The following is a 19,357-nucleotide window of genomic DNA, read 5'->3' as shown; positions in this document are numbered from 1 at the left end:
ATTGTCCAAGTATATGTAATTTAAATATAAAATAATTTCTCTATCGGTATATTTAGAATGCATTTTCTATATAATTTATCTTTCTACTTTCAGTGAAAACTTCCACAACATCAAATCTCATCAAGTAACTATTGATATTATTTTCCATCATATACATTTGACTTGCTTTGATAATCCTTTGCTGTTTGTGGTAGTTGACAGCCTCTCTAGGATAAGCAAAGTTCGATGACTTACGGGTTTTAACTTCTACAAAACATATTATATCATCTTTTATTGCTACAATATCAATCTCTCCGTAGGGTTTTAAGTAGTTACGGGAAAGAATTTCATAACCTTTCTCGCTCATATAGCTAACAGCCAAATCTTCGCCAAAATCACCTATTTTTCTTTTCTCATTCATAGAAAACTTTCCTGTTTTTGGTAGAATTTCCTCAAAAAGCTTTTTCTATGAATAGGTGTTGGACCATACATTTCAAGGCCCTCATAGTGCTTTTTTGTTCCATAACCTACATTAGTTTGAAAAGAATAATATGGGTAGATCTTTGAGAAATTAATCATAATATCATCTCTTCTAATTTTGGCTAGTATTGATGCACAGGAGATTGCGTATTCATTGAGGTCACCCTTTACAATATTTAGCTGAGGAATTTTTGTATCTATCCTTTCTGCATCTATGAGAAGCACGTCGGGTTTGTTTTCCAATGATTCTACTGCATTTTTCATTGCAAGAAGGGTTGCTTGTCTGATATTTATATCATCTATAACTCTATTGTTGGCATAACCATAGGAGATTTCTATGGCATCTTTTAAGATTTCTTCTCTAAGCCTTAGCATCTTCTTTCTACTAAGTTTTTTGGAATCTGTAACGCCTTCAATATGAGAATCCTTTTTCATAATAACAGCGCAAGTTACAACAGGTCCTGCTAGAGGACCTCTTCCAACTTCGTCAATTCCTGCAATTAAATTATATTTTTCATAGATTTCTTTTTTAATCTTTTCGTTATATTCTGAATATATCATGGTCTTTCCAAGCTTATTTTCCCAAGTTTTCCATTTCTAAAATCTGTGAGAATTATATTAGCTGTTCGAGTGTAGTCAAAGTCTCCACCCTTTGTAACAGCTCCCCTTTTTCTAGCAATATCCTCGTAGATTTCTAAGGCTGGTTTTTCTACATCCACCCCATAACGCTCTTGTAAATTTGCTGGATATTCCTCTTTTATTTTTTCCAAAAATTTAAGGGTCAAATCTTCTATATTTAGTATCTCATCTTTTATGGCGTGGGTGTAGGATAGATTTAGGCCAGTTTCTTCGTCAAATTTCGGCCACAAAACACCCGGTGTATCCAATAATTCTATATTGGCATTTGTTTTGATCCATTGCTTGGTTTTTGTAACCCCTGGTCTATTACCTACATTGGCGCCCTTCCTTTTTGAAATATTGTTTATGAAAGTTGACTTGCCAGCATTGGGAACCCCTACAATCATCATGCGAATTGTTTGGTTCTCTATGTTTTTTTCTTTGTGCTTGTCAAATTTCTCGCTCAATGATTCTCTTGCTAAATCATAGATTTTTTTAGCATTTATGTTTTCTTTGGAGTTCATTCTAATTGCAGATATTCCTCTGTTTTTGAATTCATCAATCCACTGACTAGTGATACTCTTATCTGCAAGGTCAGCTTTGTTCATTATAATTATCCTAGGCTTATCACCAATTATATCATCAAGCATTGGATTCCTGCTTGAAGAAGGTATTCTTGCGTCTATTATTTCAAGAACAATATCTACAAGTTTTAGGTTGTTTTCAATATCCTCCTTGGTCTTTTTCATATGACCAGGATACCAATTTATATTCATTGCCATAATTTACCCCCCTACATACTAGGTCTATTATATCAAAATTTCCTCAATAAAAAAGCTGTATGAATCATACAGCCAGAAATTTTTAATAATTTGTTTTTTCTTTAACTTTAGTAGCCTTACCTTGACGTCCTCTTAGGTAGTTTAGTTTAGCACGACGTACTTTACCGTGTCTTGTTACTACTAGTTTTTCAATTCTTGGTGAGTTGTATAAGAAGGTTCTTTCTACGCCAACACCGTAAGAAATTCTTCTTAGTGTGAATGATTTGTTGATTCCGCCTTCTTTGATTTTAATAACTGTTCCTTCAAAATCTTGAAGTCTAGTTTTGTCACCTTCTTTGATTCTGTAAGATATTCTAACTGTGTCACCTACATTAAAGTCATATTGATCTTCACGTAAGTTTTCTTGTTCAATTTTTTTAATTAAATCCATTTTCATTCTCCTCTCTTAGGAATTTTTCATATAAGTCTGGTCTAACTTTTTTTGTTTTTGCTATTGCAGATTTTCTGTTCCATTCTTTGATTTTCTTATGGTCACCACTTGTAAGCTCATTTGGGACTATGTATCCATTAAACTCTCGTGGCTTTGTGTATTCATCTTGCTGCAATAATATATTGTAGTGAGAATCTGTCTTTAGTGATTCTTCCTTACCAACTACTCCATCTATAAATCTTGCCATTGAGTCTATTAGAACCATTGCAGGTATTTCACCACCTGTTAGGACATAGTCTCCTATGGATATCTCGTAGTCGACATAGTGATTAGTTATCCTTGCATCTATACCTTCATAGTGGCCACAAATGATTATAAGATCTTTAATCTCTGCAAAGTCGATTGCTAATTTCTGATTTAATACTCTCCCTGCAGCTGACATATAGGCTACTTTGGAGTTTGGTTTTTTTACAGACATTAATGCATCATATAATGGTTTTGGCTTCATTAGCATGCCCGCTGCTCCACCATAAACCGTATCATCAACGTGGTTGTGTTTATCGTTTGAAAAATCTCTTATATTTACAAGTTCTAATTCTAATAAACCCTTTGATATAGCTTTACCTATTACTCCATAAGTTTTTAAAAATTCAAAACTTTCTGGAAATAGGGTAAGGATTGTTATCTTATTCATAATCACTAAAATTTTCTATTTCTATAATATTCTTTTCAAAATCAATATTTTTAGTTGTAGCATTTAAAGCTGGAAAATAAATTTCATCTTTGTCTGTCTTTATAACATAAACATCATTAGGATATACACCTGTGATTACGTCTATGATATTGCCGACTTTTTGCCCATTGTCGTAAACATCAAGACCTATTAGTTTATAAACGTAGTACTCATCTTCTCCTAGCTCGCCTAGGTCAGCTTCATCTATGGTTATATCTTTGCCGACAAATTTGATGACATCATTAATGTCGTCATATTCTTCAAATTTTATAACCTTAAGTCCCTTTTGGTCAAAGGATGATTCAACTGTTAGCTCTTTATCATCGATAAGTACTTTTGCCCCGGCTTTAAACCTATTTTCATTATCACTAAGGCTTTTTATTTTAAGATTTCCTCTAATCCCATGAGTAGTTACAATCTCTGCTACACTTATCCTCATATTTTTATATTGACCTTAACATCTTCCTTTATAGCTGCTGATCTTGCTATGGTTCTGATAGAATTGATGATATTTCCTCTAACTCCTATAACACGACCCTTATCGCTATCTGCAACGTGGATAACTATATTTACTTCTCCATCGTTTCGATTTTCTTCGATTTCGACAGCTTCTTTGTCTTCTACTAGTTCTTTTACAATTGTTTCTACTAATTCTTTCATAATCTTATGCTAATATATCGTTGTCATTGAATAGCTTTTCAACGATTGATGTTGGTTTTGCACCATTTTTAATCCATTGTTTTGCTTTTTCATTGTCTACTTTGAATTCTTTTGGTTCACTTATAGGATTGTAGTAACCAATTTCTTCGATAAATTTACCATCACGTGGACTTCTTGAATCTGCAACTACTACTCTGTAAAATGGTTTTTTCTTTTGTCCCATTCTTTTTAATCTAATTTTTACTGCCATTTTTCTTCCTTTCCTTTTATAAAATTCGACCTATGATTACTTAGTTTCTACTAAAAAGGTAATTTAGGCATCCTAAATCCGCCTCTACCCTTTTTGCCTTTTTGATTGATATTAGAAACCTGTTTCATCATTTTCTTAAGTTCTTTAAATTGTTTTAACAGCTTGTTTAGCTCTCTGACATCTACACCGGATCCTTTTGATATACGCTCTTTTCGTCTTTTGCCTATGATTTCTGGCTTTTCGCGCTCTTCTTTAGTCATAGAATTGATCAAAGCTTCTATTTTCACAAAACCTGTGTCATCTACATTTACTTGTTTGAGCATCTTATTGTTTACACCAGGAATCATTGCAAGTAAGTCTTCCAGAGGCCCCATATTTCTGATCTGATTTATCTGATCCATAAAATCATCTAGGGTAAATGCTTGATTTCTTAGCTTTTCTTCCAAAGCCTTGGCATTTTCCATATCGATTTGTGCTTCAGCTTTTTCGATCAAAGATAAGACATCACCCATACCTAGGATTCTATTTGCCATCCTATCTGGATAGAAGGCTTCTAGGTCTTCTAGTTTTTCTCCAACTCCGACAAATTTGATTGGCTTGCCTACAACTTGTCTGATTGATAGGGCAGCCCCTCCTCTAGCATCACCGTCAAGCTTGGTAAGTATTACACCTGTGATATCAAGGTAGTCGTCAAAGGTTTTTGCTACATTGACTGCCTCTTGGCCAGTCATGGCATCTACTACTAGAAGTATCTCATCAGGCTTGGTTACTTCCTTGATTTTTTTAAGCTCATCCATAAGATCAGTGTCAATTTGCAAACGACCAGCTGTATCAAGGATTACTGTGTCGTAATTGTTTGCCCTAGCATAATTTTTTGCTTCAAGGGCAATCTTTACTGGATCTTCTTTACCTTGTTCGAAAACAAAGGTATCTGCCTTTTTGCCGACAACTTTAAGTTGTTCTATAGCAGCTGGCCTATAAATATCTAGGGCTGCTAGCATTGGATTCCTGTTTTCTTTTTTTAGCTTATAAACAAGCTTACCTGAATGAGTTGTTTTACCTGAACCTTGGAGTCCCACCATCATTACAACGTGTGGGGTAGAACCTTTTAAATCTAATCTAGAATTTTCTTTACCCATCAAATTGGTAAGTTCTTCATTTACAATCTTAACTACCATTTGACCAGGAGTAAGGGATGTCATTACATCTTCGCCAAGGGATCTTTCTTTGACAGTCTTTACAAAGTCTTTTACTACCTTGTAGTTAACGTCAGCTTCTAGAAGTGAAAGCCTAATCTCCCTCATAGCGTTGTCGATGTCTTTTTCTGTTAATTTTCCTTTTCCGGTAAGTTTTCCAAGACTTTCTTGGAGCCTATCGGCTAGGCCTTCAAACACCATATTATCACTCCCTAAATTCTTTCAATTGTCTCAGTTATCTTCTCAATTGCTTCTTTGTTTTTTGAATTTTCCATCAGCTCTCTTATACTCGTAAGAGCATCTTTGAGCTCATCTTTTTTTTCTAGTAAAGAAAGCTCATCTTCAAACTCAAATAGCTTATCAACTGTCCTTGTCATCATATCTGAAATTGCTTGTTTACTCTTATTTTTGTTTTCTGCAATCTCTTGTAAAGACAAGTCCTCGTTATAATAGCAATTGATAACATCTCTTTGCTTTTCATTTAGTAGCGGTCCATATATGTCGTATAATTCAGCCACTTTAACAATTTTTTCCATAATCGGTCCTTACTTTTTATATTAAAAGTTATTTTAATATAATTAGCCTGTCAAGATAATTTCTTGACTTGTATATTATACACTCCAATAAATATCATGTCAAGGTTTTTTCTTGACTTATTTAAGCCTTGATTTTGCAATAATTTGTTTGATTATTTTCACTAAAAAACTAGCAATATTTTTACATACTGCTAGTTTTATTTTTACTTTTATGGTAGATTTTTGAATGGATTTAATGATCTATCATTATCCTTATCATTTTGTATTTGATTTTCAGGTTTAGCTTGTTTATACTCATCTACATTTGATGAGTCTATTGAGAATGTAAAGTCTAGATCGATTGATTTTCCATCCCTTAATACTGTAATAGTTGCCTTGTCACCTACCTTATAGCTTAGTAAGTTCTTTCTCAATGAAAGCATATCAGTGACTTTGTTTCCATCTATGGCCGTAATCAAATCACCCTTTTCTAGAACCTCGCTATCATCAAATACGCTTGTTACAAATACACCTTCTTTGCCTTCTAACTCTCCTAGATTTACTTGAGGGTATTGTAAGAAGTAGTCTAATGATTGGCCAGTGATGCCTAGGTATACTGAGTGGTATTCTCCACTTTCTTTGATTTGCTCGATAATTGGCTTTACTAGATTTATTGGTATAGCAAATCCTATTCCGTCGCTATTACCAGCTTTTGCTGTATTGATTCCTATTTGCTCACCTTTTGAATTTAGTAGAGCTCCTCCTGAGTTTCCGGCATTTATAGCAGCATCTGTTTGCATCAATCCATCCATCTGAGCACCTGTATTAAAGCTTACGCTCCTATTTAGGCCTGATATTATACCAGATGTTACTGTTGATTGAAGTTGCAATCCTAGTGGATTACCTATAGCAACGACCCTATCTCCTACTCCCATCTTGTCACTATCACCTAGTTGCATTACTGGTAGATTATCCTTTTTAACTTTTACTATAGCCAGGTCAAGTGTAGCATCATTCCATACGAGGTCAGCTTCTGCTGTAGATCCATCGCTGAAGAGTACATTTATTTCACTAGCGTCCCCGTCACTTACTACGTGAGAGTTTGTCACTATATAACCATCTGAACTTACAATTGAACCAGATCCTATTCCTTCAGCATAGCCTGATTGTGGTCCCCAAAAAGTTTGTTCTACAACTTTAGATACCGTAGTAATTCCTACTACACTGTCTATAGATTTTTTTACTACTACTGATTCCATTGATGGATTGTCAGATATTTCTATTTTTTGTTTATTAGTTTTTGTATCGATATTTTCTTCCACTTTATTACTAGCTACTTGCTTTTCTTGATTGTTGCTTTTTACTGATATTGTCGTGGTTAATACATACACTAGTAAACCACCAACTATTGCTCCAAGCAAGGCACTAACAAATGATGGAAGGCCCTTCTTTCTTTTATCTTCTCTATTTGCCATAACTTTTCCTTTCTTTTGTAGTTTACATTTTGTATTTATGCTTATATATTACTTCTTTTGTTGTTAAATTTACATAAAGAATCTTATTAAATACATATCTTTATTTGACTTAATTTTAACTTATTAATATAATGGATGAAAAGATTAAGGAGGGTTTTATGACCAAATTTATCGCAGATTCATCCTTTTTCGAACTATTCCCAGATGCAAAAATTGGAGTAGTTATAGCAAAAGGAATTGAAAACAATGAATCTTCTAGTAGAGAAATAAAAGATATGCTTAATGAAGCAAACGAAAAAGCTTATGATTACTTAACTGAACCAGTTTTTTCTGAAAATAAAGTAATAAAGGTATGGAGAGATGCATTCAAGAAATTTAAAAGCAAAAAAGGTGCAAGATGTGCTATAGAAGCCCTACTAAAAAGAGTAGACAAAGGCAATCCTGTTGGTTCAATCAACCCATTAGTTGACATTTACAATGCCGTTTCATTATCCTACGCTATTCCGGCTGGCGCTGAAGATTTTGATAAGTTTGATGGTGATATGGTATTAAAAATCACTGAAGGTGGAGACAAATTCCAAGCATTGGGAGATGATAACGAATCTGAAACATATCCTGGTGAACTAGCATATGTAGATGATACCGGTGCAATTTGCAGATGTTTTAACTGGAGAGATGGCGTTCGTACAATGATTACAGAAGATACAAAAAACGCTGTTTTAATAATGGAATCCATTGACCCAGATAGAGACGAAGACCATAAGGAAGCATTAAATACTATGGCAAAAAGTTTTGAAAAATATCTTAATTGCCAAACAGAAATCAAGATTCTTACAAAAAATGAACCAGAAATAACATTAAAATAGCCTTAGAAAAAGACAAGCCTATGACTTGTCTTTTTTTATCCAATATTAGCCTATAAAATATATATGGCAATGGATAGGATTATGATATGGATTATTGCAATGGTTATTACATACTTAATTGCCCACTTTAGATAAGACCCATACTCTATTTTGCTAAGTTCTAGTCCTGCCATCAACATTGGTGATGTCGGTGCTAGTAAAAGGGTACTACCTAGTCCTGCAGTAAATATACCTATCATTATATTTGGGTTAAAGCCTAGAGCACTAGCCAATGGACCCATTACCGGGATAGATAGGGCGGCAAGGCCAGATGATGATGGAACCAAGATACCTACGAACATAAAAATGATGTAGGATAGGGGTACAAAGACAAATCCAGGCATGCCACTTAAAAGCTTGCTTGCCCTATCAAGGATATAAAAATCCATGTGGGTATCAGCCATAACTATGGATACTCCACGGGCTATGGCCAAGATTATACCAACTGATATAATCCCCTGGGCTCCTTTGATAAAGGTATCCATAAATTCTTTCTCAGATAGGCCAGCTACTAGAGAAACCCCTACACTCATTACAACAAACCAGGCACCCAAATCCTTAAAATACCATTTACCAAAGTATTCACCTGTCAAAAACCTAGTCCAAGAAAAAAACTTCTCAAATCCTGCCCTATTTCCTGCAAAAAATAAGTCTTCATATGATATCAAGGATAATATCATTATTGCAAAGCCTATAGCAAATACAAATAAGACTCTTTTGTGTTTTTTGTTAAATTCAACGTCATCGTCATTTTTGCTATCAAAACTTTTGTGCATAAGTTCTAGCTCTTGGTCTGTTAGAGCAGATTTTGATTTATCTTTTAATAATTTTTTTGCATACCTATTTACAAAAACTATGGCCACTATAATAGTTACTAGCCATATTATAGCCCCAACTAGCATTACCAGATTAGTATCAGGTTCTATTCCGACTGATGATAGGGCACTCATGGCAGCTCCTGTTGAAAAAGGATTTAAGGTTGATCCCATTGTTCCTGCAGTACATCCCCAAAGGATAGTCGCTATCCCCACAAGCGAGTCAAAACCTGCGGCAACCATGGTAGTTGTTAGCAAGGGATAAAATCCTATGGCTTCTTCTCCCATACCATAGGTTGTTCCACCAAGGGAAAATAGGCTCATAAGGGTTATTATTAATTTATTTTCTGATCCCTGCATCTTGCTTATAAGGCGGTTTATCCCAGCTTCTAAGGCCCCTGTTTTCATCATCAATTCTATAAATCCACCAACAGCTATTATAAAAAATATCAAGTCAGCAGCATCTATAAATCCTCTAGGTATTGCCATGATGAAGTCAGATATTTGGGCAGATTTGACCCTGACAGGATTACCACTTTCAACTTGATTTATAAGCTCAGCATACTTATCCTTATTAAGCTCTAGTATTATAGCATCATTGATTTTTGCTCCCTTTATAAATAGGGATGATAAGCATACCAAGGCCAGTACTATCATTATTATAGAAAAGGCCGTTAGAGACTCTTTTTTCTTTTTCTTGTTCTTTTCTTTCATTGATCTCCTCATTTAGTTATTACTCATAAAGAAAAAAAACACCAATTCACTAAAGAATTGGCGGCTTTTATTATTGCTTAAAATACCATCATACAAATTGATAATATTATAATATTTAGAACCATTACTATAAAGAATGGTTTTTTAACCCATTTTAGGTATGTTGAGTATTCTACTCTTGCAGCTGCAAGTCCACCCATTACTACTCCTGATGTTGGAGTAACAAAGTTTATAAGACCGCAAGCTCCACAGAATATCATAATCATAATGCTTGGGTTAAATCCAAGTGCATTTGCAAGTGATCCCATTACTGGAACAGATAGTGCTGCTAGTCCTGATGTAGATGGTACTAAGAAGCTTAGTAGCATATACACTAGGTATGAAAGTGGCACGAATACAAATGCTGGTACACCTCTAAGCATATTGCTTGCTTTATCTAGGATATAGAAGTCAAGGTGAGTTTGATTCATAACAACTGTGATACCACGTGCTACTGCAATGATTAATGCTACAGATAATAGGTCTGCTGCACCAGCTATGAATTGATCAACAAATTCTTTTTCACTCATACGAGCTACTATAGCAATTATGATACTTGCAAGTATAAACCAAGAACCTAGCTCAGCAAAGTACCACTTACCTAAAGGTTGTCCTGTTAGGAATTTTGACCAACCAAATGCGTTCATATAAGCATCTTCATCGCCGGCAAAGTTGATATCAACATAAGAAATAAGTGATAGAATCATAACTACGAATGCAATTGCGAATACTATAAGTACATGTTTGTGTTGTTTTGTAAATACAAGACCTTGGTCTTTTTCTTGACCATAAACTGCATCCATTTCAGCAACTTCATCTGAGCTTAGAACTGTATTAGCTCTATTTTCCTGAACCTTTTTAGCGTAAGAAATTACAAATTTTGCTACTACTGCTAGTGTTGTTAACCAAAGTATAACACCAACAATCATTATTGTGGTAGCATTTGGTTCAATTCCTACAGATGAAAGTGCACCCATAGCTGCACCTGTTGCAAATGGGTTGATTGTAGAACCTAATACACCTGCTCCTGCACCTAATAATACAGTACCTGCAGCTACTGCTGTATCAAATCCTGCAGCTACCATTGCTGCTGTGATTAATGGATAGAAACCAATTGTTTCTTCTGCCATACCATAAGTTGTTCCACCGAGTGAGAATAAAAACATTAAAATGCCGATAAGTTTATTTTCTTTACCCTTCATTTTGCCAACAAGGTTATAAATTCCTGCTTCTAGAGCTCCTGTTGACATCATTGTTCCGATGAAACCACCTATACCAAAGATGAAGATAATAAGATCAGCTGCATTAATAAAACCATTTGGTATAGCCATAACAAAATCTGATAGACTTGCACTTTGAACTGCAACAGTTCCTCCACTGTTTACTGTATCTATCATTTCACCGTATTTTTCTGGATCTAGAGTTTCTATAATGCTAGAACTGATTGGGGATCCATTTAATAACAATGAAAATAGACAAACAACAGCAAGAACTATCATCAGTATTGAGAAAGCGCTAAGAGAACGTTTTTTCTTTTTCCCCTTATTTTCTGCCATTTTGCCCCTCCTTATATTTTATTTTGTTATTATTTTTTTATGATTGTTCCTGTTTGTCCTTTTAAAGCTTCTGCTGCTTTTTCTAAAGAAGTAATAAGAGCAATACCATTTTCAGTGTTTTCAACAAATTCCATACAAGCTTCTACTTTTGGTAGCATTGAGCCTTTTGCGAATTGTTCTTCACCAATATATTTTTCAGCTTCTTCTAGGGTCATTTCTTTGATAGCTTCTTCATTTTCTTTACCAAAGTTAATCATAACTTGGTCAACTGCTGTAAGGATTACAAGCATATCAGCTTCTAGTTCTTCAGCAAGTAGAGCAGAAGATCTATCTTTGTCGATTACTGCTGGGATTCCTTCTAATTTGTCTTCTTTATCAATTACTGGAATACCACCACCACCAACAGTTATAACGATATTGTCATTTTCGATTAGGCTATTTACGACATCAAGTTCTACAATTTCCTTTGGAATAGGGCTTGCTACAACTCTTCTATAGCCACGGCCAGCATCTTCTACAAAGGTGTATCCTTTTTCTTTAGCTATTTCGTCAGCTTCTTCTTTAGTCATGAATGAACCAATTGGTTTTGTTGGATTTTTGAATGCTTCATCATTTTCATCAACAAGAACTTGAGTTAATACAGTTGCAACATTTTTGTTAATGCCACGTTTTTTAAGCTCGTTTCTTACTGATTGTTGAAGGTGATATCCAATATATCCTTGGCTCATAGCTCCACATTCTGGGAAAGGCATAGCCGGTGTGCCAGCTCCATTTAATGCTGCATATTCGAAAGCATTGTTAATCATACCAACTTGTGGACCATTACCATGACCTATTGCAAGATCATATTCTTCTGATAAATCTACAATTGATTCAGCTGTCTTTGTTACTAATTCTAATTGCTCTTCAGGGGTTTTGCCTAAAGCATTACCCCCAAGAGCGATAACTAATCTTTTTTTGCTCATTTAGTATCCTTATTTAAGTGTTGCATACATTACAGCTTTGATTGAGTGCATTCTGTTTTCAGCTTCATCAAATACTTTTGATTTGTTTGAAAGGAATACATCGTCTGTAACTTCCATGCCGTTTAATTCGTATTTATCACCGAATTTTTCGTAAACATCTTCACCAACTACTGTTTTAAGGTCGTGGAATGATGGTAGGCAGTGCATGAATATAGCATCTTCATCAGCCATGTCCATTACTTTTTGGTTTACTTGGTATGGGTGAAGTTGTTCAATTCTTTGTTCCCATACTTCGTCTGGTTCACCCATTGATACCCAGATATCTGTATAGATAACGTGAGCTCCGCTTACACCTTCTTTAACATCTTCTGTAAAGTTGATTGTTGAACCGTGAACTTCTGCATATTTCTTAGCTTCATCTATTAGCTCTTGTGTTGGCCATAATTCTTTTGGACCACAACCTGTGTAGTTAACACCAAGTTTAGCACATGTGATTAATAGTGAGTTTGATACGTTGTTTCTGCAGTCACCCATGAATACAAAGTTTAATTTCTTTAGGTATCCAAAGTTTTCTTTGATTGTCATCATGTCAGCAATCATTTGTGTTGGGTGGAAGTCATCTGTTAGACCATTCCAAACTGGAACACCAGAGTTATCAGCAAGTGCTTGAACTAGTGATTGATCAAATCCTCTATATTCGATACCATCATAGAATCTACCAAGTACCTTAGCAGTATCTTCGATTGATTCTTTTTTACCCATTTGGCTTGAACCTGGATCTAGGTATGTTACTCCCATACCAAGGTCACGACCTGCAACTTCAAATGAGCAACGTGTTCTTGTTGATGTTTTTTCAAATAATAGAACGATGTTCTTACCTTCTAGGTATTTGTGTGGTGTTCTTGATAGTTTTAGGTTTTTGAATTGAGCAGATAGGTCTAATAGATAGTTTATTTCTGCTTCTGTGTAATCACTTAATGTTAGGAAAGATCTTCCTTGTAAATTTACTGGCATATAATTCTCCTTATAGTTTTATTTTTTTGTCACCGTATAATTTTATTTTATTTTTAAGGTTTTTGCAATATTAATTATTAAAAAATTAGTCTAGGCTTCTTACAAATGGCATTGACATACATCTTGGACCACCACGGCCTACTGTTAAGTTTGATGCGTCTAGTTCGTGTACTTTGATTCCTGCTTCTTTTAGTGCAGCATTTGTAACTGTATTTCTCTTATAAACAACTACTTCACCAGGTGCAATTGCTAATGTGTTTGATCCATCATTCCATTGTTCACGTTCAGCTGCAATTGGGTCCCCATTACCACAAGCTATAAGTCTAACTTTTTCTACACCAGCGATTTCAGCTAAAATATCTTCAAATTCACCAGATTTTTCTTCAATGTTTATATCATTGTCACCTTTTGTGATTTTGTAGATTTTTAGTGTTTGCATAATACCTGGGTGGTATGTGAACGCATCGTGGTCTATTCTTGTAAATACAGTATCTAAGTGCATAAATGCTCTATTTACCGGAATGTTTAGTGCATAAATTGTTTCTATTGTATTTCCATCTTCGCCAAAGAAAATATTTTTAGCCAAATCTTTTATAGCTTCAAATTCTGTTCTTTGAGAAATACCAATTAGTAATGTTTTATCAGAAATGATTAATTCATCTCCACCTTCTATGTGGTAATCTTTGCCTCTACCATAATAATTTGGAACTTGATCTTTATAATCATTGTGGTATCTAAAGATATAATCTCCATAAATTGTTTCTCTATTACGTGTTTCAGAGAACATTGTATTTATAGATGCACCATTGCCAATTGTAGCAAATGGGTCCCTTGTGAAGTATAGGTTTGGCATTGGGTTGATTGCAAGGTAGTTACCTTTTTCACCCATGTTTTTAAGTTCTTCTTCACTAAAGTGGCCTATTTCTAGAAGTGTGATACCAGCCATAGTTTTTTCAACAAATTCTTTAGTATCAGAAATTCCTTCTAGTAATTCTCTAGATTTTCTTAATATTTCTTCATCTGTTACACCAGTTTCTTCAAGGTATTGATCTAAGAATTGTTCTCTTAATCCATCATTTTGATCAAGTGCTTCAGCAACTAAATCTTCAAGATAAAGTACTTCAACGCCATTATCTCTAAGAATATCTGTGAATCTATCGTGTTCTTCTTGAGCAAGTTTTAGATCTGGAATATCATCAAATAATAATTCTTCCAATGTATTTGGAGTTAAGTTTAATAATTCATCTCCTGGTCTGTGTACTAAAACTTTTTCAAGTTTATTAATTTCGCTTGTTACTTGTATAGCTGTCATTAAAATCCTCCTAAAATTTTCGGGAAACATTTTCCCTTACACATATATTATATGACATTTCAAAATTAATTGTAGGACATTTTCGAACTGATTAGTTGTAAAAAAAAGTATATTATATAGAATTTTTACTAAAATGTGTGGTAAAATTGTAGTATACTTAATGTAAGGAGATAGAATGAGTAATACACGTTTAGAAGGAAAATTTGAATCCCACTTAGATTTATCCAGTCTTCTGACATATGAATATGAATTTGAAAGCTCTAATACAAAGCCAATGATTCACCAACAAGCACGTTTTCTACTTTGTACAAAGGGTTCTGGGAAAATAACACTAAACTCAAAAGAGTACGAAGTAAGAAAAAGATCTATCATTTTAATAGTGCCTTGGGATATAACAGAAATCACACAAGTTGATGAACAATTAGAATTTATCAAAATTGTATTTAATTATAGTGCTTTCACCGATTATTTATCAGATTTAGAGATATTTACAGAAAAAAGCAGCTCTTTTTATTCAGCAATAGAAGATAATAGAATAAAATACTTAGATGACATCGAATTTAAGAGCATTCTTAGAACGATGAAAAAATTTAGAGCTGAAGTTGGAGATATTTCTATATATCATACACCAAATAGGGATAATTTTTCTAGAATTTATTTGCTAACATTATTAGTAGAATTGACGATTGAATTCCTTAGATCCATAAATGTGACTGAAGAAATTGATAGCAAAAAGAAAACAGTCAATATAAATGAAGTATTAAGTTATATGTACGCACATTTGGCCGATAAACTAACACTAGAAAAAGTATCATCAGTATTTTTTATGAGCAAATCTTCTATGGCCAAATATTTGAAAGAAAGTCTCAACTATACATTCAAAGAATTATTAGATGATATGAAATTTTCAAAATCAGTTGATTTGCTAGCCTATACATCGCTAACACTTAGTGAAATAGCAAGCGAAGTTGGTTACAATGACGACTCTCACTTCATAAACTCTTTCCTACAAAGAGAGAAAGTTACTCCAAGTGAATTTAGAGAAGATTATCTACACACAGAAAATAGACTAAAGCTCTTTGAATCTGACACTAAAAAAGATCTCATCAGATATATAGAAAATAATTTTAATGACGAAGAATTGTCCATTTCACTAGTATCTAAGAAATTTAATATGACAACTTCATCTGTAAACAAAATCCTAAACTTCCAATTTGAGAAAAACTTTACAGAATATTTAAACTATCTTAGAGTAACTGAAGCGGCAAATTTACTAAAAACTACCGATGATCCTATCGAAGATATAGCTATAAAAGTGGGATATAACAACAGCAGGACATTTAGGAGAGCATTTAATCAGATATTACAAATAACACCATCAAATTTTAGAAAAAATATAAACCTTCAACAATACGATGGAACTATAATGTAATAGAAGTAAAATCATAATCTAAAATTATGATTTCAAAACATCTTTATACTTATACAGTAAAGGGGCTGTTGCAAAATAGATAAATCGTTCCTATATCATTCGAGCACTCTCCCAGAAAGGTCTCTGCCAGCCGACGGACTAATTACCTCGCTGGGCCGGCGGGCTAATCCTCAAACTTTCTGGGAGTGCACTCCAATGATGGCACGTTAGATATCTATCAATTTGTAACAGCCCCTTTTTTGCATATTTAGTCATAAAAATACTATAAAAATAGATCAATTAATTGTAGTAATTGCATATTATATTGTAAATGTCAATATAAAAATGTACATTTTTGGCTAAATATGAATGTACAATTTACTCCTTGTTAACAATATCCTTTAGCCTATAGGAATCACCTACAATCTGAATAACAGTGCAATGATGAAGAATTCTATCAAGTATAGCGTTAGCTATTCTTGTATCATAAAATATACTTTCCCAATCTGAAAAATTAATATTAGTTGAAACTATTGTTGATTTCTTCTCATATCTTCTGTCTATTAGTTGAAATAGTAGTCGTTCATCTCCTTCACTAATAGGCAGATAGCCTAATTCATCTATTATCAAAAGCTTGTAAGAGGCGTAATGCTTTAGTCTTGCTTCTAACCTATTTTCATCTTGAGCTTTCTTTAGATTTTCTAGTAGATTTGCACATTTGATAAAATATGTTGAATATCTTTGTCTTGCCGCTTCTATACCTATTGATATTGATAAATGAGTTTTGCCTACTCCACTCGATCCTAGAAATACTATATTTTCATTGTTTTCTAGAAACCCTAATTGACATAAATCTTTAATTTGTCTTTCATTAATGCTAGGTTGAAAGGAGAAATCAAAAGTTGATATGTCTTTTAAAGAAGGAAATGCTGCTGTTTTTACCATCTGATTGGCTGCGTTTATTCTTTTTGTATCTACTTCATAATCCGTTAATTTTAACAAGGATTCTACTAAAGATGTATTTCTATCAGCTATTTGATCATCTATGTGTAAGATGAATTGTTTTAATTTTAAGTATTCTAAATTTTCTTTTAATCTTAGGTAATTGCTGGTTTCTTTAATTGTCAAACAAGGCTCCTATCTTTTTTAAGTTTTCTTTTGAGAATTTTTTTATGTCTACTTCATCTTTGTAGGGCATTGTCTTTTTAGTTATTTCTTGATAATGTTCTTTAAGATAGTTTAGCTTTTTATTGGTAATTTTATGCTTAACTATTAATTGTGTGGTATCATACAGGTACAAGTAGTTGTCTTCTACTTGTAGTGTTACGGTCTTTCCGATGTATTCAGTTGGTAGAGAATATTGGTTAGATTTGTATGATATCATCGAAGATTCGTTAACTTTGACAATGCTTTGATGGTTTTGATATCGGCTCCTAATCTCTTTAGATGGAAGAGCTTTTAAGGAGCCTTTATCTTTTTCTAACAAGGATATCGGAGTTTTAGATGTTCCTTGGTGGATACTCATATTCTTTCTTAAATTTATCTTTCCAACCTTATCTATCAGTTCTTTGTATGATAGCTTTCCTTGATAAGCATCTAACTCATCTAATATTTTCATTTGGCTTTCAACTTTACCTTTTGTTCGTGGTCTTTTAACTATGCAAGGTTGAACCTTAAATCCATAATCTTTAGCAAATTCATAAAACTTAGAATTAATTTCACCTTTGTGATATTCACTTCTTGCTTTATCCATAACAGTCTTTAGATTGTCTGTAACTATTACACTGGGCACTCCTCCTAATTTTTCAAAAGCATTACTTAGAAAGGAAAATATGGTTGATTGTCTTTTATCTAAGCTTGCATAGTAGATAGAGTATCTAGAGTATCCTAGGATAAAGACAAAGATATTTAAGCTAACATAACCTATATCTGTAGTTAAAAAGGTAAAATCTTCTTTCCAGTCTACCTGTGCTTGCTCTCCTGGGGCAGTTTCATATCTCATACACCTGACACTAGAACTAATTTTATTAGACTTAACGAAATATTGATTAAACTCCTCATGATTTTTTATGAAATGTCTAAATGTGGATGATGCAACATCTAAACCATAATTATCAACTAAGTATTGATACAAGTTAGTTTTGTAGTGAAACTTCTGTATACTAGAATCACATAAAAGCTCCCTAATTAAGGGGATAAAAGGATCGATCTTACTCGCCTTCTCCTTAGTATTAGTTTTATTGTATCCATCATAGTATTTCTTTACAGTTCTTCTATCAACACCTAAATCTTTTGCTATTTCTGAAAAATTGACTTTAATATTTAACACCTCCTCAAAAACTTTTAATTTATTTAAGTCATTTAGATTCTTTATTTCAAAATATTTTGAATCTTTTAGTTCTAATTGGTAATACATATATTCTCCTGATTATTTTATTAAATGTATTATCCAATTAAGTTTTTATTTGTACATTTTTATTTGACCACTTTTGTACATTCTTATTTTAGCATTTACATATTATATTAATCTAATAATTTTACATATATGAATTGTATTCTTAAGATAAAGCAAGCAACTTCAATAAACAACCTATAATACTTAAAGGATTTACTGAATAATAACGCATAAAAAGTGAAAGTAAATGATGAATCTTAGAGGAATATAATTAGGAATACTTACAAACATCATAAAGTCGTAACAAATTCCGTAACAAAAAAATAAAACAACCCAAGCAAACATTGAAATTGCAAGGATTGTAAATTATTGGCGTACCATTGAGGATTCGAACCCCAGGCCTTCTGGTCCGTAGCCAGACGCTCTATCCAGCTGAGCTAATGGTACATACAAAATATTCTATTTAAAATAAATGGCGCGCCTGGGAGGAATCGAACCCCCGACACACGGATTAGAAGTCCGTTGCTCTATCCAGCTGAGCTACAGGCGCATAACTTGATTTCTTTTATTATAACACCAATGCAAAATTAATGCAAGAGAAATTTAAACATATATATAATTGGAGCGGATGACGAGATTCGAACTCGCGACCCTCGCCTTGGCAAGGCGATGCTCTACCACTGAGCCACATCCGCATAATTAGTTTGCACACTATAGCATATAAGTATGTTCACTGAAAGTTTAATGGAGCTGATGATAGGACTTGAACCTACAACCTATTGATTACAAATCAATTGCTCTGCCAATTGAGCTACATCAGCGCTTTATTTCCTTTGCAAAATTTACCGACGACCTAGATGAGATTCGAACTTGTCCCTCGTAGGGTTTCAAATCAAAAAGATTTGAAATCTTTGAGGTGAATCATTGCAAAAGCTTTGATGAGCCCAAAGAGCACTCCGCCGTTACGGCGATTATAATCGACTTCTCCAGAAATATATTTTTTATTGCGACCTGGATGAGATTTGAGCTTGTCCCTCGTAGGGTTTCAAATCAAAAAGATTTGAAATCTTTGTGGTGAATCATTGCAAAAGCTTTGAAGAACCCAAAGAACTC

20 protein-coding genes and 4 tRNA genes are annotated in these 19,357 nt (G+C 33.7%); 2 read left to right on the top strand and 22 right to left on the bottom strand.

Going from position 1 to position 19,357, the window contains the following annotated elements:
• Positions 1-52: 52 nt before the first annotated feature.
• The 11 genes from BQ7474_RS02805 to BQ7474_RS02755 all read right to left on the bottom strand — a co-directional run bounded on the left by BQ7474_RS02805 (position 53) and on the right by BQ7474_RS02755 (position 7,118).
• Positions 53-400, bottom strand: a complete 348-nt coding sequence (locus tag BQ7474_RS02805; protein WP_073997512.1) for a YraN family protein — start codon at positions 398-400, stop codon at positions 53-55.
• Positions 397-1,020: a ribonuclease HII gene (locus tag BQ7474_RS02800; RefSeq protein WP_073997511.1), complete on the bottom strand. Its 624-nt coding sequence runs from the start codon at positions 1,018-1,020 to the stop codon at positions 397-399. Before BQ7474_RS02800 ends, BQ7474_RS02805 begins: the two co-directional genes overlap by 4 nt.
• Positions 1,017-1,853, bottom strand: a complete 837-nt coding sequence (ylqF, locus tag BQ7474_RS02795) for a ribosome biogenesis GTPase YlqF (protein WP_073998779.1) — start codon at positions 1,851-1,853, stop codon at positions 1,017-1,019. The genes BQ7474_RS02800 and ylqF overlap by 4 nt, the downstream gene beginning before the upstream one ends.
• Before the next feature lie 88 nt (positions 1,854-1,941).
• Positions 1,942-2,289 (bottom strand): 50S ribosomal protein L19, encoded by a 348-nt coding sequence (gene rplS, locus BQ7474_RS02790; protein ID WP_073997510.1) that lies wholly within the window; start codon positions 2,287-2,289, stop codon positions 1,942-1,944.
• Positions 2,276-2,983 (bottom strand): tRNA (guanosine(37)-N1)-methyltransferase TrmD, encoded by a 708-nt coding sequence (gene trmD, locus BQ7474_RS02785; RefSeq protein WP_044565937.1) that lies wholly within the window; start codon positions 2,981-2,983, stop codon positions 2,276-2,278. The genes rplS and trmD overlap by 14 nt, the downstream gene beginning before the upstream one ends.
• On the bottom strand, positions 2,976-3,461 hold the full coding sequence (gene rimM, locus BQ7474_RS02780; RefSeq protein WP_073997509.1) for a ribosome maturation factor RimM: 486 nt from the start codon (positions 3,459-3,461) through the stop codon (positions 2,976-2,978). Before rimM ends, trmD begins: the two co-directional genes overlap by 8 nt.
• Positions 3,458-3,682 (bottom strand): KH domain-containing protein, encoded by a 225-nt coding sequence (locus BQ7474_RS02775; RefSeq protein ID WP_073997508.1) that lies wholly within the window; start codon positions 3,680-3,682, stop codon positions 3,458-3,460. Before BQ7474_RS02775 ends, rimM begins: the two co-directional genes overlap by 4 nt.
• 4 nt (positions 3,683-3,686) lie before the next feature.
• Complete coding sequence (rpsP, locus tag BQ7474_RS02770; protein ID WP_073997507.1) at positions 3,687-3,932, bottom strand: 30S ribosomal protein S16; 246 nt, start codon at positions 3,930-3,932, stop codon at positions 3,687-3,689.
• A gap of 50 nt (positions 3,933-3,982) precedes the next feature.
• Positions 3,983-5,329 carry a signal recognition particle protein gene (ffh, locus tag BQ7474_RS02765; RefSeq protein WP_073997506.1) on the bottom strand — a complete coding sequence of 449 codons (1,347 nt, stop codon included), beginning with the start codon at positions 5,327-5,329 and terminating at the stop codon, positions 3,983-3,985.
• A gap of 11 nt (positions 5,330-5,340) precedes the next feature.
• Positions 5,341-5,664: a YlxM family DNA-binding protein gene (gene ylxM, locus BQ7474_RS02760; protein WP_073997505.1), complete on the bottom strand. Its 324-nt coding sequence runs from the start codon at positions 5,662-5,664 to the stop codon at positions 5,341-5,343.
• A gap of 209 nt (positions 5,665-5,873) precedes the next feature.
• The gene (locus BQ7474_RS02755; protein ID WP_073997504.1) at positions 5,874-7,118 is read right to left on the bottom strand and encodes a S1C family serine protease; all 1,245 of its coding nucleotides are present in this window, start codon (positions 7,116-7,118) and stop codon (positions 5,874-5,876) included.
• Between the two features lie 158 nt (positions 7,119-7,276).
• Between BQ7474_RS02755 and BQ7474_RS02750 the strand changes: the two genes are divergently transcribed.
• Positions 7,277-7,984, top strand: coding sequence for a B3/B4 domain-containing protein (locus tag BQ7474_RS02750; RefSeq protein ID WP_073997503.1), 708 nt, complete (start codon positions 7,277-7,279; stop codon positions 7,982-7,984).
• Positions 7,985-8,034: 50 nt separating this feature from the next.
• Here BQ7474_RS02750 and BQ7474_RS02745 read toward each other — a convergent pair whose 3' ends face one another.
• The 5 genes from BQ7474_RS02745 to arcA form a co-directional block, all read right to left on the bottom strand.
• Positions 8,035-9,552, bottom strand: a complete 1,518-nt coding sequence (locus BQ7474_RS02745; RefSeq protein ID WP_073997502.1) for a YfcC family protein — start codon at positions 9,550-9,552, stop codon at positions 8,035-8,037.
• Between the two features lie 77 nt (positions 9,553-9,629).
• Entirely contained in the window at positions 9,630-11,147 is a 1,518-nt protein-coding gene (locus tag BQ7474_RS02740) for a YfcC family protein (protein ID WP_073997501.1), read from the bottom strand.
• A 29-nt stretch (positions 11,148-11,176) separates the two neighbouring features.
• Positions 11,177-12,112: a carbamate kinase gene (arcC, locus tag BQ7474_RS02735; protein ID WP_073997500.1), complete on the bottom strand. Its 936-nt coding sequence runs from the start codon at positions 12,110-12,112 to the stop codon at positions 11,177-11,179.
• A gap of 9 nt (positions 12,113-12,121) precedes the next feature.
• Entirely contained in the window at positions 12,122-13,126 is a 1,005-nt protein-coding gene (gene argF, locus BQ7474_RS02730) for an ornithine carbamoyltransferase (RefSeq protein WP_073997499.1), read from the bottom strand.
• Positions 13,127-13,211: 85 nt separating this feature from the next.
• Positions 13,212-14,438 carry an arginine deiminase gene (gene arcA / locus BQ7474_RS02725; protein ID WP_073997498.1) on the bottom strand — a complete coding sequence of 409 codons (1,227 nt, stop codon included), beginning with the start codon at positions 14,436-14,438 and terminating at the stop codon, positions 13,212-13,214.
• Between the two features lie 175 nt (positions 14,439-14,613).
• Here arcA and BQ7474_RS02720 point away from each other — a divergent pair, with 175 nt between their 5' ends.
• Complete coding sequence (locus BQ7474_RS02720) at positions 14,614-15,870, top strand: AraC family transcriptional regulator (protein ID WP_073997497.1); 1,257 nt, start codon at positions 14,614-14,616, stop codon at positions 15,868-15,870.
• Between the two features lie 357 nt (positions 15,871-16,227).
• Here BQ7474_RS02720 and istB read toward each other — a convergent pair whose 3' ends face one another.
• The 6 genes from istB to BQ7474_RS02690 form a co-directional block, all read right to left on the bottom strand.
• Positions 16,228-16,977 (bottom strand): IS21-like element helper ATPase IstB, encoded by a 750-nt coding sequence (gene istB, locus BQ7474_RS02715; RefSeq protein ID WP_073997496.1) that lies wholly within the window; start codon positions 16,975-16,977, stop codon positions 16,228-16,230.
• Entirely contained in the window at positions 16,967-18,265 is a 1,299-nt protein-coding gene (gene istA / locus BQ7474_RS02710; RefSeq protein ID WP_073997495.1) for an IS21 family transposase, read from the bottom strand. Before istA ends, istB begins: the two co-directional genes overlap by 11 nt.
• 349 nt (positions 18,266-18,614) lie before the next feature.
• Positions 18,615-18,691 (bottom strand) — tRNA-Arg (locus BQ7474_RS02705).
• 26 nt (positions 18,692-18,717) lie between these two features.
• Positions 18,718-18,794, bottom strand: a tRNA-Arg gene (locus BQ7474_RS02700).
• A 70-nt stretch (positions 18,795-18,864) separates the two neighbouring features.
• Positions 18,865-18,939, bottom strand: a tRNA-Gly gene (locus BQ7474_RS02695).
• Between the two features lie 50 nt (positions 18,940-18,989).
• Positions 18,990-19,065, bottom strand: a tRNA-Thr gene (locus BQ7474_RS02690).
• Positions 19,066-19,357 lie beyond the last annotated feature (292 nt).

Source organism: Anaerococcus urinomassiliensis (assembly GCF_900128425.1).
In the GTDB taxonomy this organism is placed as follows: Bacteria; Bacillota; Clostridia; order Tissierellales; family Peptoniphilaceae; genus Anaerococcus; species Anaerococcus urinomassiliensis.
The sequence above is the reverse complement of the archived record's forward strand: the minus strand, read 5'-3'. Positions and strand labels throughout refer to the sequence as shown.

Excerpts from the sequence above, each read along its gene's own strand:
- ylxM (WP_073997505.1), bottom strand. The coding sequence starts at position 5,664 with ATGGAAAAAATTGTTAAAGTGGCTGAATTATACGACATATATGGACCG.
- ylqF (WP_073998779.1), bottom strand. The coding sequence starts at position 1,853 with ATGAATATAAATTGGTATCCTGGTCATATGAAAAAGACCAAGGAGGAT.
- BQ7474_RS02775 (WP_073997508.1), bottom strand. The coding sequence starts at position 3,682 with ATGAAAGAATTAGTAGAAACAATTGTAAAAGAACTAGTAGAAGACAAA.
- arcC (WP_073997500.1), bottom strand. The coding sequence starts at position 12,112 with ATGAGCAAAAAAAGATTAGTTATCGCTCTTGGGGGTAATGCTTTAGGC.
- BQ7474_RS02745 (WP_073997502.1), bottom strand. The coding sequence starts at position 9,552 with ATGAAAGAAAAGAACAAGAAAAAGAAAAAAGAGTCTCTAACGGCCTTT.
- ffh (WP_073997506.1), bottom strand. The coding sequence starts at position 5,329 with ATGGTGTTTGAAGGCCTAGCCGATAGGCTCCAAGAAAGTCTTGGAAAA.
- rpsP (WP_073997507.1), bottom strand. The coding sequence starts at position 3,932 with ATGGCAGTAAAAATTAGATTAAAAAGAATGGGACAAAAGAAAAAACCA.
- rimM (WP_073997509.1), bottom strand. The coding sequence starts at position 3,461 with ATGAGGATAAGTGTAGCAGAGATTGTAACTACTCATGGGATTAGAGGA.
- BQ7474_RS02720 (WP_073997497.1), top strand. The coding sequence starts at position 14,614 with ATGAGTAATACACGTTTAGAAGGAAAATTTGAATCCCACTTAGATTTA.
- argF (WP_073997499.1), bottom strand. The coding sequence starts at position 13,126 with ATGCCAGTAAATTTACAAGGAAGATCTTTCCTAACATTAAGTGATTAC.
- istA (WP_073997495.1), bottom strand. The coding sequence starts at position 18,265 with ATGTATTACCAATTAGAACTAAAAGATTCAAAATATTTTGAAATAAAG.
- BQ7474_RS02740 (WP_073997501.1), bottom strand. The coding sequence starts at position 11,147 with ATGGCAGAAAATAAGGGGAAAAAGAAAAAACGTTCTCTTAGCGCTTTC.
- BQ7474_RS02750 (WP_073997503.1), top strand. The coding sequence starts at position 7,277 with ATGACCAAATTTATCGCAGATTCATCCTTTTTCGAACTATTCCCAGAT.
- BQ7474_RS02800 (WP_073997511.1), bottom strand. The coding sequence starts at position 1,020 with ATGATATATTCAGAATATAACGAAAAGATTAAAAAAGAAATCTATGAA.
- arcA (WP_073997498.1), bottom strand. The coding sequence starts at position 14,438 with ATGACAGCTATACAAGTAACAAGCGAAATTAATAAACTTGAAAAAGTT.
- rplS (WP_073997510.1), bottom strand. The coding sequence starts at position 2,289 with ATGGATTTAATTAAAAAAATTGAACAAGAAAACTTACGTGAAGATCAA.
- BQ7474_RS02755 (WP_073997504.1), bottom strand. The coding sequence starts at position 7,118 with ATGGCAAATAGAGAAGATAAAAGAAAGAAGGGCCTTCCATCATTTGTT.
- BQ7474_RS02805 (WP_073997512.1), bottom strand. The coding sequence starts at position 400 with ATGAATGAGAAAAGAAAAATAGGTGATTTTGGCGAAGATTTGGCTGTT.
- trmD (WP_044565937.1), bottom strand. The coding sequence starts at position 2,983 with ATGAATAAGATAACAATCCTTACCCTATTTCCAGAAAGTTTTGAATTT.